Genomic DNA, 16,230 nt, shown 5'->3' on the forward strand with positions numbered 1-16,230 from the left:
ATTAAGTTGTAGATACTTTTGCTTGATTGTCCCAATACATTTTGAAAAAGTAACTAAAAAAGCAAATACTATTTTAAGTACATTTGTTTCCATAAAATATTGGATAGTGAGTCAAATAAATAAATTAAAAATATTCAACGACCCAATTTATGGGTTTATTACAATCCCAAATGCTTTAATCTACGATTTAGTTCAACACCCATATTTCCAGAGGTTAAGACGAATCTCTCAAATGGGGTTATCCTATTTGGTTTATCCTGGTGCGAATCATACCCGTTTTCATCATGCTTTGGGTTGTATGCATTTGATGCAAAAAGCAGTCGAAGTATTACGATTCAAAGATGTAACCATCAGTGCGGAAGAAGAGAATGCCCTATATATCGCAATTCTATTGCACGATGTTGGTCATGGGCCATTTTCACATGCCATGGAAAGTAGTATAGTCGAAGATGTGCATCACGAAGAAATTTCCCTATTGTTGATGAACCAGTTAAATGCTGAGTTCGATGGGAAACTGAGCCTTGCCATAAAAGTTTTTAAAGGAGAATACCATCGTAAATTCATGTTGCAACTGATTTCGAGTCAACTCGACATGGACAGAATGGATTATTTAAAAAGAGATAGCTTCTATTCGGGAGTTTCTGAGGGAAATATCAATTCGGAGCGATTGATTCAGATGATGAATGTTGTGGACGATGTATTAGTTATTGAGGAAAAAGGAATCTATTCTGTTGAAAAATTCCTGATGTCACGACGCTTGATGTACTGGCAGGTTTATTTACACAAAACCAGTCTGGTAGCCGAATTAACATTGACCAAAGTATTGAAACGCGCCAAAGAACTGACCGAAAAAGGAATCGTTTTACCTTGCAGCAAACCTTTACAGTTTTTTATGCAAAATAAAGTAACCTTAGATACTTTTGATTCCAAAACATTGAAATTATTCACAAAGTTGGATGATTTTGATATAATTAGTGCGCTAAAAGCCTGGGAAAGTCAAGATGATTTCATACTTTCTTCATTGAGCAAAATGATTATTAATAGGGATCTTTTGAAAATTAAATTAACTAATGATAAGGTTTCGCTAGACGAATTACATATTCAAAAAGAAAAGTTCTCCATCCAAAATAAAATTTCGTTATCAGAAACCAATTATTTCATTTTCAAGGGGAAAATAAAAAATCAGGCCTATAGTAAAATTGCCGAACCCATACGAATTCTAAACAAAGACAAGACAATTGAAGATGTAGTTGAGTCTTCGGATCAGCTGAATTTGAAATCGTTATCCAAGTTAGTAACCAAGTATTACATTTGTTTTCCAAAACATCTAGTTTAAAATTAACATTTAAAGTCTATTTTTTATATTTTTGTGGCAAAAAACTAGCCAATCTATTTTTATTAAATATTGTGAGAACTTACATAAGCATGTTCCATCTTATACTTTTTAAAAATACAATTCAATAAGATGAAATTTAAAGCTGAACAAATAGCAGGGATATTAGAAGGAGAAATTGTTGGTGATCCAAACATCGAAGTGTCTCGCTTATCTAAAATTGAAGAAGGGGCTGAAGGCTCGCTTACTTTTTTATCCAATCCTAAATACAATAACTACATATACACTACAAAAGCCTCAATAACAATTGTTAACAGCACTTTTGTACCTGAATCTCCAATTACCACTACGCTTATTAAAGTCGCCGATGCCTATAAATCATTTTCCAAATTATTGGAATTTTACAATCAGGTGAAACTCAATAAAAGTGGTATTGAAACCCCATCTTTCATTTCTGAAAGCGCTAAATATGGTGAAAATTTATATTTAGGAAGCTTTAGTTATATAGGAGAAAATGTTGTCCTTGGAGATAATGTAAAGATATACCCGGGAAGTTTTATCGGTGACAATGTTACTCTTGGTAATAATGTGATTATTTTTGCTGGCGCAAAAATTTATTCTGAGTCGATTATTGGAAATAATTGTACAATTCATTCTGGCACTATTATTGGTGCAGATGGTTTCGGATATGCTCCAAATGAAGATGGTACTTACAATAAAATTCCGCAAATCGGTAATGTAATTATTGAAGACAATGTTGATATTGGAGCCAATTCGACAATTGACAGAGCTACATTAGGATCAACAATTATCAGAGCAGGAGTAAAATTGGATAATCAAATCCAAGTTGCTCATAATGTCGAAATTGGTAAAAATACCGTTATTGCGGCACAAACAGGAATTGCAGGTTCTACCAAAATCGGGGAGAATTGTATGATTGGTGGTCAAGTTGGTATTGTAGGTCATTTAACGATAGGAAACAATGTACGTATCCAGGCCCAATCAGGTGTGGCAAGTAATATTAAAGATAACGAAACATTGCAGGGTAGTCCAACGTTTGGATATTCTGATTTTAGTAAATCATACGTGCATTTTAAAAATTTACCAAAACTGGTAAAAGAATTAGAGGAGTTAAAAAAAGAAATATTAAACCAAAAAAATGGAAACAATGGTTAAACAGAAGACCATCAAAACAGAAATTTCGCTAACTGGAGTTGGATTGCATACTGGTAATGAAGTTAAAATGACTTTTAAACCTGCTCCGGTAAATAACGGCTTTACATTTGTTCGTGTAGATCTTGAAGGACATCCCGTTATTGAGGCAGACGCTAATTATGTGGTCAATACACAACGTGGCACCAATTTGGAAAAATTAGGTGTTAAAATTCAAACTCCCGAACATGTTTTGGCAGCTTTAATGGGTTGTGATCTGGATAACATTATTATTGAATTAAATGCCTCCGAACTTCCTATTATGGACGGATCTTCTAAGTTTTTCGTAGAAGCCATTGAAGAAGCAGGAATAATCGAACAGGAATTAAACCGAAATGTATATGTTGTAAAAGAAGTTATTTCTTTTACAGATGAAGCTTCCGGAAGTGAAATCATGGTTATGCCAAGTGATCATTATAGTGTTACTACTATGGTCGATTTTGGAACAAAAATATTAGGTACTCAAAATGCCACTTTAAAATCAATTGGAGATTTCAAAACTGAAATTGCCGATGCCAGAACTTTTAGCTTTTTGCACGAATTGGAAGCATTGCTGGAAAATGGCTTAATTAAAGGTGGAGATCTAAACAATGCCATCGTTTATGTAGATAAAGACATTTCAGAAACTACAATGGAAAGCTTGAAAAAAGCTTTTGGAAAAGATGAAATTACGGTAAAACCAAATGGAATCTTAGACAATCTTACTTTGCATTATCCAAATGAAGCTGCCAGACACAAGTTACTTGATGTAATTGGAGATTTAGCTTTAATTGGATCAAAAATCCAAGGGAAAATCATTGCCAACAAACCAGGACATTTTGTAAATACTCAGTTTGCAAAGAAAATGGCAAAAATCATCAAAAACGAACAAAGAAATTATGTTCCTACTTATGATTTGAACCAAGAACCGCTGATGGACATAAACAAAATTATGGCTATGTTACCTCACAGACCGCCATTCTTATTGATAGACAGAATTATCGAAATGTCTGACAGTCATGTTGTGGGTATGAAGAATGTTACAATGAATGAAAACTTCTTCGTTGGACATTTCCCTAATGCACCTGTAATGCCAGGGGTTTTAATTGTTGAAGCAATGGCTCAAACAGGAGGAATATTGGTGTTAAGTACTGTTCCGGATCCAGAAAATTATTTGACTTATTTTATGAAAATAGATAATGTTAAATTCAAACATAAAGTATTACCTGGTGACACATTGATTTTCAAATGTAGTTTGATTACCCCTATCAGAAGAGGAATTTGTCACATGCAGGCCAATGCTTACGCTAATGGTAAACTTGTTGCCGAAGCTGAATTAATGGCGCAAATTGCCAGAAAACAATAAATTGATCTTTTCTTTTGTTTTAAATAAATAAGATCAAACAGTTTAACGATTAAACAAAATATATGAATCAACCGTTAGCATATGTTCATCCAGGTGCAAAAATCGCCAAAAATGTTGTAATCGAACCGTTTACAACCATTCATAACAATGTAGTTATTGGTGACGGAACTTGGATAGGCTCTAATGTAACAATAATGGAGGGAGCAAGGATCGGAAAAAATTGTAATATTTTCCCAGGTGCTGTAATTGCAGCAATCCCTCAAGATTTAAAATTCGGTGGAGAAGATTCTTTGGCGATCATTGGTGACAATTGCACCATTAGAGAATGTGTAACCATCAATAGAGGAACTATCGCTTCTGGACAAACAGTTATTGGTAATAATTGCCTAATTATGGCCGCCGCTCACATAGCACATGATTGTCATGTTGGTGACAATGCAATTATAGTAAATGGAGTTCTTTTAGGAGGACACGTAACAGTTGGAAATTATGCCGTAATTGGAGGATTATCAGCTGTACACCAATTTATTAGTATTGGTGATCACGCAATGATTTCAGGAGGGTCTTTATTAAGAAAAGACGTTCCTCCTTATACTAAAGCTGCAAAAGAGCCTTTGTCTTACGTAGGAATCAATTCTGTTGGATTAAGAAGAAGAGGATTTACTCTTGAAAAAATCAGAGAAATTCAAAATATCTACAGAATCTTATATCAAAAAAATTACAATACAACTCAGGCAATCGGGATAATTGAAGCCGAAATGGAAGCTACACCTGAACGAGATGAAATAATTGATTTTATCAGAAATTCATCGAGAGGGGTTATGAAAGGATATACTGGAAACTATTAATCCCCTCCCCAGCCCTCCCCGAAGGGAAGGGAGCAAAAAAGATAGATATAAAATAAATATAATAAATAACAATTATCCGCTTCGTCTCCCTCTCCTTTGGGGAGGGTCGGGGTGGGGAAATAAAACAAATTAAAAATGGCATCTACATCAGATATTAGAAACGGATTATGTATCAAATACAACCACGATATTTATAAAATTATCGAATTTCTTCACGTAAAACCTGGAAAAGGTCCAGCTTTCGTAAGAACTAAATTAAAAAGTTTAACGACAGGAAAAGTATTAGACAATACATTTTCTGCGGGACATAAAATTGAAGATGTGCGTGTTGAAACACATACTTTTCAATTCTTATACGCAGAAGGAGATCAATTTCATTTCATGAATTCTGAGACTTTTGAGCAAATTACTTTAGACAAAAACATTCTTGATGCTCCGGATTTATTAAAAGAAGGAACAAATGTAATGGTTCAAATCAACACAGAAACTGATTTGCCACTTTCTGTTGATATGCCTGCATCTATAGTACTTGAAGTTACTTATGCTGAGCCAGGTGTGAAAGGAAATACTGCTACCAATGCTACAAAAAATGCTACTGTTGAAACTGGAGCAAATGTAAACGTTCCTTTATTCATCAATGAAGGAGATAAAATCAAAATCGATACTGCTACAGGTTCTTACATGGAGCGTGTAAAAGAGTAGTTCATCAATTAGCAAATGAGTCAATTTGATAGTTTCATAATTATTAAATTGACTCATTTGCTAATTATCTAATTCAAAAATATGAAATTTCCAAAAGTTTATCCACTGCAAGAAATAGCAGATTTGCTTCAATGTGAATTTGTTGGCGATGCTACGTTTCCAGTTTACGGTATGAATGAAATTCACGTTGTCGAACCGGGTGACATCGTTTTTGTAGATCATCCAAAATATTACGAAAAAGCTTTGCAATCAGCAGCTACGATTGTTCTAATCAATAAAAAAGTAGATTGCCCAGAAGGAAAAGCTTTGCTGATCTCGGATGACCCTTTTAGAGATTTTAATGTATTGACAAAACATTTCAAGCCTTTTGTCCAGTCGAATGTAGCTATATCTGCTTCCGCAAAAATTGGAAAAGGGACAACAATTCAGCCAAATACTTTCATTGGAAACAATGTTATTATTGGAGAAAATTGTTTGATTCATGCAAATGTTGCCATTTATGACCATACCATAATTGGGGATAATGTGATTATCCATTCAGGTACCGTTCTTGGAGCCGATGCTTTTTATTACAAAAAAAGACCAGATGGTTTTGACCAATTAATTTCTGGAGGTAGAGTTGTAATCAAGGATAATGTTGGAATTGGTGCACTTTGCACCATTGATAAAGGAGTAACAGGAGATACAACCATTGGTGAAGGTACCAAAATTGACAACCAAGTTCATGTAGGACATGATACAATAATTGGGAAAAAATGCTTAATCGCTTCTCAAACAGGTATTGCCGGTTGTGTGATTATTGAAGATGAAGTAACCATTTGGGGACAAGTAGGAACAACAAGTGGAATTACGATAGGGGCGAATGCCGTAATTCTTGGACAAACAGGAGTTACAAAATCAGTAGGAGGTGGCAAAAGTTATTTTGGAACCCCAATTGAAGAATCAAGGGAAAAATTGAAGCAATTAGCAAATATTAAAAAGATCCCTGAAATTTTAAAAAAGTTAGAATAATATGTCTGCTAAAGAAATTGTAAAAAGTTTTTATAAATCAGATGCCTTCATTAATCCAACGGTAATGAAAGAGTATTTACACCCTGAATGTATTCTGGATTGGAACAGCACAGAGGGATTTATTCAAATGGACTATGATGCATTAATCAGTTTAACTACTGAGATCAGTAGGGCTTATGTTCGATCCAAAGCCAGAATCAGCCATATTATAGAAGAAGACAATATGGTGTCTGTTCGTTTTGCACATTATGTAAAAACGATAGAAAATCCAAGAGAAGAAATGTTTTTGGCTCATATGATGATTATTTGGGAATTAAAAGACAATAAATTATACAGAGGTTATCAAATGAGTCAAGGATTGTGATTTTTTTATTCTAAAAAAGAATATAAAATAAATACAAATACCTTACTTTTGCTTCACAATTTTAAAAACGACATAAAAAATATATCATGAGTGTTTTAGTTAATAAAGATTCAAAAATAATTGTTCAGGGATTTACAGGTAGCGAAGGAACTTTCCACGCTTCACAAATGATTGAATACGGAACCAATGTTGTTGGTGGTGTTACTCCAGGAAAAGGAGGAACTAAACATTTAGACCTTCCGGTTTTTAACACCGTAAAAGATGCAGTTGAACAAGCTGGAGCAGATACTACTATTATTTTTGTACCGCCAGCTTTTGCAGCAGATGCTATTATGGAAGCTGCTGATGCAGGAATTAAAGTAATCATTGCTATTACTGAAGGAATTCCTGTTGCCGATATGATTAAGGCAAACAACTATGTTAAACAAAGAAATGCAAGATTAATTGGTCCAAACTGTCCAGGTGTTATTACTCCGGGAGAAGCTAAAGTTGGAATTATGCCAGGTTTTGTTTTCAAAAAAGGAACTGTTGGTATTGTTTCTAAATCAGGGACATTAACTTACGAAGCTGCTGACCAAGTTGTAAAACAAGGATTAGGAATTACTACAGCTATAGGTATTGGAGGAGATCCAATTATCGGGACAACTACTAAAGAAGCTGTTGAATTATTAATGAATGACCCTGAAACAGAGTGTATCATTATGATTGGTGAAATTGGTGGACAATTAGAAGCTGATGCTGCAAGATGGATTAAAGCTGATGGTAACCGTAAACCAGTTATTGGTTTTATCGCTGGTGAAACTGCTCCTGCCGGAAGAACAATGGGACATGCTGGTGCTATTGTTGGAGGATCAGATGATACTGCTGCCGCTAAAAAACAAATTATGAGAGACAACGGAATCCACGTTGTTGATTCTCCTGCCGAAATCGGTAAAAAAGTAAAAGAAGTTTTGGGATAATCTCCTAAACCATAATAATAAATTCCAAAATGCCTCACGATTTTGTGGGGCATTTTAATTAATAAATCGATATGTATAAAGAGTTAGAAAAGTTTGGTGTAAAAGGAAATTTTACATTTAAACAGGAAGATAATTTGGAAGCCGTTTGTAATGCTTCTGATGCAGGTTCTGGTGTTTTTGTTGTCTATGACATTACAAATGGTACCAAAGAATTAATAATGGTTGGTTCAACAGGAACTGTTCAAAATGATGGAACCTTAAAAAGTAAAAATGGCGGGCTATATGATAAAATTGTAAATGGCCACCAATTTGCCAAAACAGGAAGAAAATATTCCTGGCCAGCACAAATGAAAAAAGAAAGCATCGACACATTAGAAGTTTTTTGGTTTGAAACTTTTAATGCAACTGTTAAAGCTATTCCAACAAGTGTAGAAGGGCAAATTTTGCAGATTTTTCTAGATGAAAATGGTAAATTACCAAGGTGGAATGTAGCTTTCTAATACTTTCCAAATCAAACAAAAAAAGCTTTACAGATGTAGAGCTTTTTTTGTTTGAGAAAAAATTAGTTATTTTTCTTTAAAATCAACCGACAAAGAATTTACACAATAACGCTGTCCTGTTTTTGTAGGTCCATCTTCAAAAACATGACCTAAATGTCCTCCACAATTCGCACAAACAATTTCTGTACGCTTCATACCGTGACTATTATCAACAAGATATTCTACTTTTCCGGGGATCGATTTATCGAATGATGGCCAGCCACAATGCCCGTCAAATTTAGAATCACTTTCAAACAAGGGAGTACCACAACCACCACAACAATAAACACCATTTTCAAAATGCAAATTGTATTTGCCTGTATGTGGGTATTCTGTTCCTTTCTGACGAAGAATTCTATAACGTTCAGTACCTAATTCTTCTTCCCATTCTTTTTCTGTTTTTACAAAAGGATAGTTCATGACTTTATTTTTTAATAAAATTAGTTATTTTTTCAATCACCTTAAAATCAGCAAGAATTTTTCTGTGACCCAATCTTGTCGTCAACATTAATTCTCCGTCTTTAAGGTGTTCATAAATATGTGTACCTGCTTTTACAGGAACTTCGGGATCATTTTCGTCGTGAATTACCAATGTGGGAATCAAAGTCATTTCAGCTGCTTTGTATGCATCAAAATCTTCCATCTTTTCACCGTATTTCTTTTCAAAATAATCACAAAGCTGTTTGCTGATTTTTGGCTTCAATCCCAATTTACGAACAAAATCATCTGTAATATCCTGTACAATATCACCGCTTCCAATAATAACAGCTTTATCTACATGAAACCCTTTTTTAATGGCATTCAGTACCGACATACCTCCCAAAGAGTGGCCAATAGCAACTTCAAAAGGCCCAAATTGCTTGTCAATTTCCAAAACTGAAGCGATAAAATCGACCATAATACTTGAATTCCCAGGTGATTTACCATGCGCCGGAGCATCAAAACTAACAGTGGCATAGCCCAATTTCAACATCTCATCAGCAATTTTACACAATTGCGTTCCTCTTCCTGACCATCCATGAACCAATAAAACTTTTTTGCTGCTTTCCCCATATTCATACACATTTACTCTTCTGTTTATGGTTGGAACAACTATCATTTTCTGAATACTTTTTTGATCCATTTCCATTTCCCGCTTCGGAAGCTTATGTTTTATAGGTGTCGTAAACAATTTTGAAGCAAAAATAGTAACCCATTTGTCTGACAAAAAAGCAATAACCTTACTGGAGACTATTATAATTTTTGGAATTTTCAAAGGCTTTATATGATTAGAAGCATTTTTTGTCATATTAATAAAATTACGTAATCGATTGAAGAATTAACTTTTTTTAGCTATATTTAAAAAACATAAAAGTACTAATAAATTTAATGTTAACATAACTTGAGTTAATACCACAAAAGCAGTAATTTTTTAATTTTTGTACATAAATAATGGAGTTTGAAGCTTTATTATTAAAAATAAAATAAATTCATGGAGATATTTCACATTGGAGCAGAATGTTACCCAGTGGCAAAAGTGGGTGGTCTAGCCGATGTAATTGGAGCGTTGCCAAAGTATCAAAACAACACTGAAAATACGGTCCGAGTAGTGATTCCTTGTTATGAAACGACATTTCGGTTCCAAAATGATTTTGAATGTGTGCATTGGGGCAAATTGAAACTGGGAACTTTTAATTTTCCTTTTAGCGTTCTGAAAGAAAAAACAAATAAATTAGGCTTTGAATTGTATTTGATAGAAATACCAGAACTTTTTAATCGCCCAGACATTTACAACTATCGAGATGATATAGAACGGTTTGTAGCCTTTCAGATTGCGTCATTAGACTGGATAATTGGAAGAAATTCGATACCGGATATCATTCATTGTCACGACCATCATACAGGATTGATTCCGTTTATGAGTAAATATTGTCCAAAATATGTAAAACTAAAAAATGTCCCTACAGTGATCACAATTCACAACAGTTTGTATCAAGGGGTATTTACTTTTAATAAATTATATTATTTACCTGAATTTGATTTGATTCACATCAAAGAACTAGAATGGGGCAATTGCATTAATTCTTTGGCAACCGCGATTAAATGTGCTGACGAAGTAACAACTGTTTCTCCTACTTATCTCAATGAAATCAACTATTCCGGTAATGGATTGGAGACATTGTATCAAAGGGTCCGAAATAAATCAAAAGGAATCCTCAACGGAATTGACCTTGATATATGGAATCCTGAAAACGATTCAATGATAGCAGCTAATTATTCGATCGCTACTTTTAGCGAAGGTAAACAGCAAAACAAAAAAAAATTATGCTTACAGTTTGGGATGAATCCAACAAAACCGCTTTTTAGTTTTATAGGAAGATTATATAATGAAAAAGGAGCCGATTTGTTGCCAAAAGTCGTGACATCAGCTTTTACAACATTTAAAGAAGAAATCAACATATTAATTCTGGGATATGGAGAGACAGAAATAGAAAATAAACTAACGCAATTGCTTTCGACTCATAAAGGAAATTATAATATTTATATAGGTTACGATGAAGAATTGGCACATAGAACTTATGCAAGTTCCGATTTTATTTTGATTCCGTCACGCATGGAGCCTTGCGGATTAAATCAGATGTATGCCTTGAGATACGGAACAATACCAATAGTACGAAGGACGGGAGGATTAAAAGATACAATTATAGATTTTGAGGATGACGGAAACGGAATTTGCCACGACCAGGCTTCTGTTGAAGATGTTTGCGATTCCATAGAAAGAGCAGTCGATTTATATAAAGATAAAGAGCAAATCGACAAATTAAGAATAAAAGGAATGAATACGAATCATTCTTGGAAAAATGTCAGCCAGGAATATTTAGAATTATATAATTTAATTACTACAAAGAAATATGAAAGCCAATAAAAAAGTTATCGCAATTATTTTAGGAGGAGGCCAAGGTTCAAGATTATACCCATTAACAGCCAAGAGGTCTAAACCTGCTGTACCCATCGCAGGAAAATACAGATTAGTTGACATTCCAATATCTAATTGCATCAATTCTGATGTCCGAAGAATGTTTGTACTGACGCAATTCAATTCTGCTTCATTGAATGCTCATATTAAGAATACTTATAATTTCAGCATTTTCAGCCAGTCGTTCGTTGATATTTTGGCTGCCGAGCAAACACCTGACAATCCGAAATGGTTTCAAGGAACTGCGGATGCGGTTAGACAATGTATGTCTCACTTTTTAAACCATGAATTCGATTATGCGTTGATTCTTTCAGGAGATCAACTGTATCAAATGAATTTTAATGATATGATTGATGCTCATATTGTAGCCGAAGCTGAAATTTCTATTGCAACTTTGCCAGTAAATGATAAAGATGCCCCTGAATTTGGAATTTTGAAAACCAATTCGAAAAATGAAATTGTTTCTTTCATTGAAAAACCTGCCAAAGAATTATTACCAGATTGGAAATCGGAAGTTAGCGACGAAATGAAAATCCTTGGAAAAAACTATTTAGCTTCCATGGGGATCTATATTTTCAACAGAAAATTATTAGTTGAATTAATGTCGAATCCCGATACAAAAGATTTTGGAAAAGAAATCATTCCGCAAGCTGTCGGGAATAGAAAATTATTAAGTTACCAATACGAAGGTTACTGGACAGATATCGGAAATATTGATTCATTTTTTGAAGCTAATATTGGATTAACAGATGATTTACCTAAATTCAATCTATTTGACAATGATAATAGAATCTACACAAGAACGCGTTTACTATCACCTTCGAAATTCCATAAAACTATGGTCGAAAAATCAGTGATTGCTGAAGGTTGCATTCTACGAGCCAAAGAAATCACTAAATCGGTCATTGGAAACAGATCCCGAATAGGCGAGGACACAGTGATAAAGAACACTTATGTAATGGGTAATGATTTTTATCAGAATATTGATGATATAAATGAAGATCTTGAAAATGGTAAACCAGTAATTGGGATCGGTGAAAGATGCTATATCGATAATGCGATCGTCGATAAAAACTGTAGAATTGGTCATGATGTCTATATCAAAGGAGGAACTCATTTACCTGATTCAAACAATGAATTATATTGTGTAAAAGAAGGAATTATTGTGATTCGAAAAGAAGCCATCATCCCCAATAATTTTACTATAAAATAGATATTTTCCATAAAATATTTGAAACATATTACACCAAATATAAAACACAATTTATTGCGTTTCAATTTGGTGTAATTTTTATCTACTTAGTTGAATACTTACATTTTATAAAAAATAATTTCTAAAAAGCGTAATATTTACTAAATTACATGTTCAATTTAACTGACCCTATGCAAAATCAAACCCGTATCATAATAGAAAATGTTTTGCCCCAACTTAATGGAGGCAGCTTTGCCATTAAAAGAATTGTTGGCCAAAAAGTATTTGTCACCGCTGAAGTTTTTTCAGATGGACATGATGTAGTAGAATGTTGCGTCAAATTCAAACACGAATTCGAAAAGGATTGGCAAGAGGTTAGAATGACACCTACGCACAATGACGAATGGTTTGCCGAATTCCAAGTCGACAAGCAGGGAAAATACACTTATTTTGTTGAAGGTTGGGTTGATTACGCCCTGAATTGGCAACATGGTACCGAGCGGAAAATTAATGACAACCAATACGTAAAATCGGAATTACTTGAAGGAGCCGAATATATCCGTGCCATTCTTAATTTAGTTGATGCTTCCGATAGCGAATATCTTAATCAGTTGATTTACTTTTTTACAACAGAATCAGAATATGATAATGCTGTGAGGGAAACAAAATCAGAAAGATTACATCATATTTTTAAAAAATACCCAATCCGATTTTTAGAAAACAAATCAATTGATCTGGAAATCTATGTTGATCGAAAAAAAGCTTTATTCAGTACATGGTATGAATTTTTTCCTCGTTCGGCATCATCTGAAGACGGAAAACACGGTACTTTCAAAGACTGTGAACGATTACTCCCAAGAGTTGCTGAAATGGGATTTGATACACTTTATTTCCCACCAATCCATCCTATTGGTGAAGTTAACCGAAAAGGCAAAAACAATTCAACTAATGCAGAATATGGTGACGTAGGGTCACCTTGGGGAATTGGTTCGCAGTATGGTGGACATAAATCAACTCATCCTGAACTGGGAACGATTGAGGATTTTAAGGAATTAGTACAAAAAGCAAAAGAATTAGGAATCGAAGTTGCAATGGATTATGCCTTGCAGGCTGCGCCAGATCACCCTTATGTAAAAGATTTTCCGCAATGGTTTAAATGGAGACCGGATGGAACCGTTCAATACGCTGAAAACCCACCAAAAAAATACCAAGATATCCAACCCATTTATTTTGAAAGTTCTGACTGGAAAAATTTATGGAAAGAACTACTTGATGTTGCTTTATTTTGGATTGAAGAATGTGACATCCAAATTTTCAGAGTGGATAATCCACACACCAAGCCTTTTTATTTTTGGGGTTGGCTAATCGCCGAAGTTAAAAAGAAACATCCTGATGTTTTGTTTTTGGCAGAAGCATTTACTCGTCCAAAAATAATGAATGAGTTGGCAAAACAAGGTTTCAGTCAATCGTATACTTATTTTACATGGAGAAATACCAAGCAGGAATTGACTGAATATGTTGAGGAATTAACAAAATCTGAACAAAAAGAATTTTATCGCCCTAATTTTTGGCCCAATACGCCTGATATTAATCCTTTTGCTTTGCAAAATGGTAATGAATCAGTGCATTTACAAAAATATTTTCTGGCAGCTACTTTAAGTTCCAATATCGGAATTTATGGACCTGTTTTCGAATATATGATTAGTACACCGATGGCTCCTGGAAAAGAAGAATACTTGGATTCTGAAAAATACCAATGCTACAAATGGGATTGGAGCATACAAAATAAGCTAACAACGCTTATTTCCAAAATAAACGCAATTAGGAAAGAGCAAATCTCGCTACAGCAAACCAATAATATTGTTTTTTGTGAAACTAACAATGAACAAATGCTTGCCTATTATAAGTTTGACGACAACAAGCAGGATGAAACTTTGATGGTTGTAAGTTTAGACAACCATCATACCGGCAAGGCAATGGTGAAACTTCCTGTTGAAAAATTAGGAACCCAAAATGTTCAAATCACCGATTTGATCACCGGAAACACCTATTCGTGGGACAACGAATGGAACTATGTAGAACTTCCTGCTGAATTGCCATTTCATCTATTTAAAATTCAAAAATAATGGTTGATAAAATTAACGAAGCCGAGTATAAGAACCCACTTGTATTTCATACAGATTGGAAAGATGCGCTTGAAGACGAAAGTTTTATTAAAATTTTTGCCACTGATATTTTAGAAAATTACATTATCAATAAAAGATGGTACGGAGGCAAAGCCAGTACTCTGAAATATATTGAAATTGTAAACTCTTTTAAAATAAGTTCAAATGACAATATTTATTACGGAGTTTTGTTAGAAGTCAATTTTAAAGAGGCTTTTTACCAACATTATTTTATGCCATTGGCATTTATGTCTGAAGATGATTTGGACACCAATACTGTAATTGCTCCGGTTATAATGAACGAAAAGGAGGGATATCTAGTTGATGCATTGCACCAGGAAGACTTTAGAAAATTGCTTTTTGAAAAAATCATTCATTCCAAAAAAGATGAAGAATCAAAAGTTACTTTTCATAAAGGAAAGAAAATGCATTCCAAAGAATATATTTCATCACATTTCATGGGAGTAGAGCAAAGCAATACTTCGATAGTGTTTAATGATAATTTGGTGCTGAAAATTTTCAGAAGGATTTACATCAGTATGAACCCTGATTATGAAATCAGTCGTTTTCTTACTGAAAGAATGAATTTTAAACATTCTCCTGCTTATATAGGTAGCATTAGCATCGTACATTCTGAAGGCAATATTACACTTGGGCTGATGCAAGAATTGGTTCCAAATCAGGGAGATGCATGGAAATACATGCTGGAAGAAGTGGATCGAATTTTTGATAATTTACAAACAAAAAAGATTTCCGTCAGTAAACTTCCAGACATAGAACTATTCAAAAGACTGAAATTAAATGATGTCCCTCATGAAATTATTGATTGGGCAGGACTGAGCATCTTTTTAAGAATTCAAACTTTGGCTACCCGTACTGCTGAAATGCACATAGCGCTCGGAAGTGATATTCATGAAACCGCCTTCACGCCGATTACTTACAATGGTGATTATTCCGTTTGGTTAAAAAACCGATTAACGTATCAATTTCAAAACCGATTAAACATTTTAGAAAATAATCTGCACAAATTAGACGGTTTAGAATTAGAGCTAGCCAATCAATTTTTAGATCATAAAAAAGAAATCCGAAAAGCTTTTCTGGAATTTGACTGGACTCAAATGAAGTCGGAACGAATTCGTATTCACGGAGATTATCATTTAGGCCAGGTCTTGGTCAATAGCGATGATTTTTGCATTCTTGATTTTGAGGGAGAGCCTGAAAGTACCATTAGAGACCGGAAAGTAAAACAACCGCCATTGAAAGATGTTGCAGGAATGTTTCGTTCTTTTCATTATGCAATCTACGCAACAATCTTCAACAGTAATGACAAATATCCTTATACTCAAGATGAACTTTTTCAGGCCGGAGAAATTCTATACAAATATTTTGTAGGTGTCTTTCTAAATACTTATACCGAAGTGGTTCAGTCGGGCAATCTTAATATTGGATATCAAAAAGAAATTGATTTTTTATTGAAATATTGTCTTTTGGAAAAAGCAATTTACGAATTGGGTTATGAATTAAATTCCAGACCGAGATGGTCGGTAATTCCATTATCAGGAATTGCCAGTATAATGGGGTTTAATAGAGCTAACTAATTACAA

General features: G+C 34.1%; 15 protein-coding genes. 13 read left to right on the forward strand and 2 right to left on the reverse strand.

Annotated features, from left to right (window positions below; translation table 11 throughout):
* Positions 1-106 precede the first annotated feature (106 nt).
* From OZP12_RS10965 to OZP12_RS11005, 9 genes are all read left to right on the forward strand, one after another.
* Positions 107-1,336 (forward strand): HD domain-containing protein, encoded by a 1,230-nt coding sequence (locus tag OZP12_RS10965; protein WP_281225012.1) that lies wholly within the window; start codon positions 107-109, stop codon positions 1,334-1,336.
* Positions 1,337-1,465: 129 nt separating this feature from the next.
* Positions 1,466-2,509 (forward strand): UDP-3-O-(3-hydroxymyristoyl)glucosamine N-acyltransferase, encoded by a 1,044-nt coding sequence (gene lpxD / locus OZP12_RS10970; protein WP_281225013.1) that lies wholly within the window; start codon positions 1,466-1,468, stop codon positions 2,507-2,509.
* Positions 2,502-3,890 carry a bifunctional UDP-3-O-[3-hydroxymyristoyl] N-acetylglucosamine deacetylase/3-hydroxyacyl-ACP dehydratase gene (locus OZP12_RS10975; RefSeq protein ID WP_281225014.1) on the forward strand — a complete coding sequence of 463 codons (1,389 nt, stop codon included), beginning with the start codon at positions 2,502-2,504 and terminating at the stop codon, positions 3,888-3,890. Before lpxD ends, OZP12_RS10975 begins: the two co-directional genes overlap by 8 nt.
* A gap of 62 nt (positions 3,891-3,952) precedes the next feature.
* Positions 3,953-4,738: an acyl-ACP--UDP-N-acetylglucosamine O-acyltransferase gene (lpxA, locus tag OZP12_RS10980; protein ID WP_281225015.1), complete on the forward strand. Its 786-nt coding sequence runs from the start codon at positions 3,953-3,955 to the stop codon at positions 4,736-4,738.
* A gap of 135 nt (positions 4,739-4,873) precedes the next feature.
* Entirely contained in the window at positions 4,874-5,440 is a 567-nt protein-coding gene (gene efp, locus OZP12_RS10985) for an elongation factor P (RefSeq protein WP_281225016.1), read from the forward strand.
* An 81-nt stretch (positions 5,441-5,521) separates the two neighbouring features.
* Positions 5,522-6,451 carry a UDP-3-O-(3-hydroxymyristoyl)glucosamine N-acyltransferase gene (locus OZP12_RS10990; RefSeq protein ID WP_281225017.1) on the forward strand — a complete coding sequence of 310 codons (930 nt, stop codon included), beginning with the start codon at positions 5,522-5,524 and terminating at the stop codon, positions 6,449-6,451.
* A 1-nt stretch (position 6,452) separates the two neighbouring features.
* A complete protein-coding gene (locus OZP12_RS10995; protein WP_281225018.1) occupies positions 6,453-6,815 on the forward strand; it encodes a nuclear transport factor 2 family protein in 363 nt (120 codons plus the stop codon).
* An 86-nt stretch (positions 6,816-6,901) separates the two neighbouring features.
* Positions 6,902-7,774, forward strand: a complete 873-nt coding sequence (sucD, locus tag OZP12_RS11000) for a succinate--CoA ligase subunit alpha (RefSeq protein WP_281225019.1) — start codon at positions 6,902-6,904, stop codon at positions 7,772-7,774.
* 71 nt (positions 7,775-7,845) lie between these two features.
* The gene (locus OZP12_RS11005) at positions 7,846-8,274 is read left to right on the forward strand and encodes a hypothetical protein (RefSeq protein ID WP_281225020.1); all 429 of its coding nucleotides are present in this window, start codon (positions 7,846-7,848) and stop codon (positions 8,272-8,274) included.
* A 66-nt stretch (positions 8,275-8,340) separates the two neighbouring features.
* Here the strand turns inward: OZP12_RS11005 and msrB are convergent, their stop codons facing one another.
* The gene (msrB, locus tag OZP12_RS11010) at positions 8,341-8,733 is read right to left on the reverse strand and encodes a peptide-methionine (R)-S-oxide reductase MsrB (RefSeq protein ID WP_281225021.1); all 393 of its coding nucleotides are present in this window, start codon (positions 8,731-8,733) and stop codon (positions 8,341-8,343) included.
* Positions 8,734-8,737: 4 nt separating this feature from the next.
* On the reverse strand, positions 8,738-9,601 hold the full coding sequence (locus tag OZP12_RS11015; RefSeq protein ID WP_281225022.1) for an alpha/beta fold hydrolase: 864 nt from the start codon (positions 9,599-9,601) through the stop codon (positions 8,738-8,740).
* A gap of 183 nt (positions 9,602-9,784) precedes the next feature.
* Between OZP12_RS11015 and OZP12_RS11020 the strand changes: the two genes are divergently transcribed.
* The 4 genes from OZP12_RS11020 (at position 9,785) to OZP12_RS11035 (ending at position 16,224) form a co-directional block, all read left to right on the forward strand.
* Positions 9,785-11,218: a glycogen synthase gene (locus tag OZP12_RS11020; RefSeq protein ID WP_281225023.1), complete on the forward strand. Its 1,434-nt coding sequence runs from the start codon at positions 9,785-9,787 to the stop codon at positions 11,216-11,218.
* Positions 11,205-12,482, forward strand: a complete 1,278-nt coding sequence (locus OZP12_RS11025; RefSeq protein ID WP_281225025.1) for a glucose-1-phosphate adenylyltransferase — start codon at positions 11,205-11,207, stop codon at positions 12,480-12,482. Before OZP12_RS11020 ends, OZP12_RS11025 begins: the two co-directional genes overlap by 14 nt.
* Before the next feature lie 170 nt (positions 12,483-12,652).
* Positions 12,653-14,587: an alpha-1,4-glucan--maltose-1-phosphate maltosyltransferase gene (locus OZP12_RS11030; RefSeq protein WP_281225026.1), complete on the forward strand. Its 1,935-nt coding sequence runs from the start codon at positions 12,653-12,655 to the stop codon at positions 14,585-14,587.
* Positions 14,587-16,224, forward strand: coding sequence for a maltokinase N-terminal cap-like domain-containing protein (locus tag OZP12_RS11035; protein ID WP_281225028.1), 1,638 nt, complete (start codon positions 14,587-14,589; stop codon positions 16,222-16,224). Before OZP12_RS11030 ends, OZP12_RS11035 begins: the two co-directional genes overlap by 1 nt.
* Positions 16,225-16,230: the final 6 nt, after the last annotated feature.

Origin of the sequence: Flavobacterium aquiphilum (assembly GCF_027111335.1) — a bacterium.
Taxonomy (GTDB): Bacteria; Bacteroidota; Bacteroidia; order Flavobacteriales; family Flavobacteriaceae; genus Flavobacterium; species Flavobacterium aquiphilum.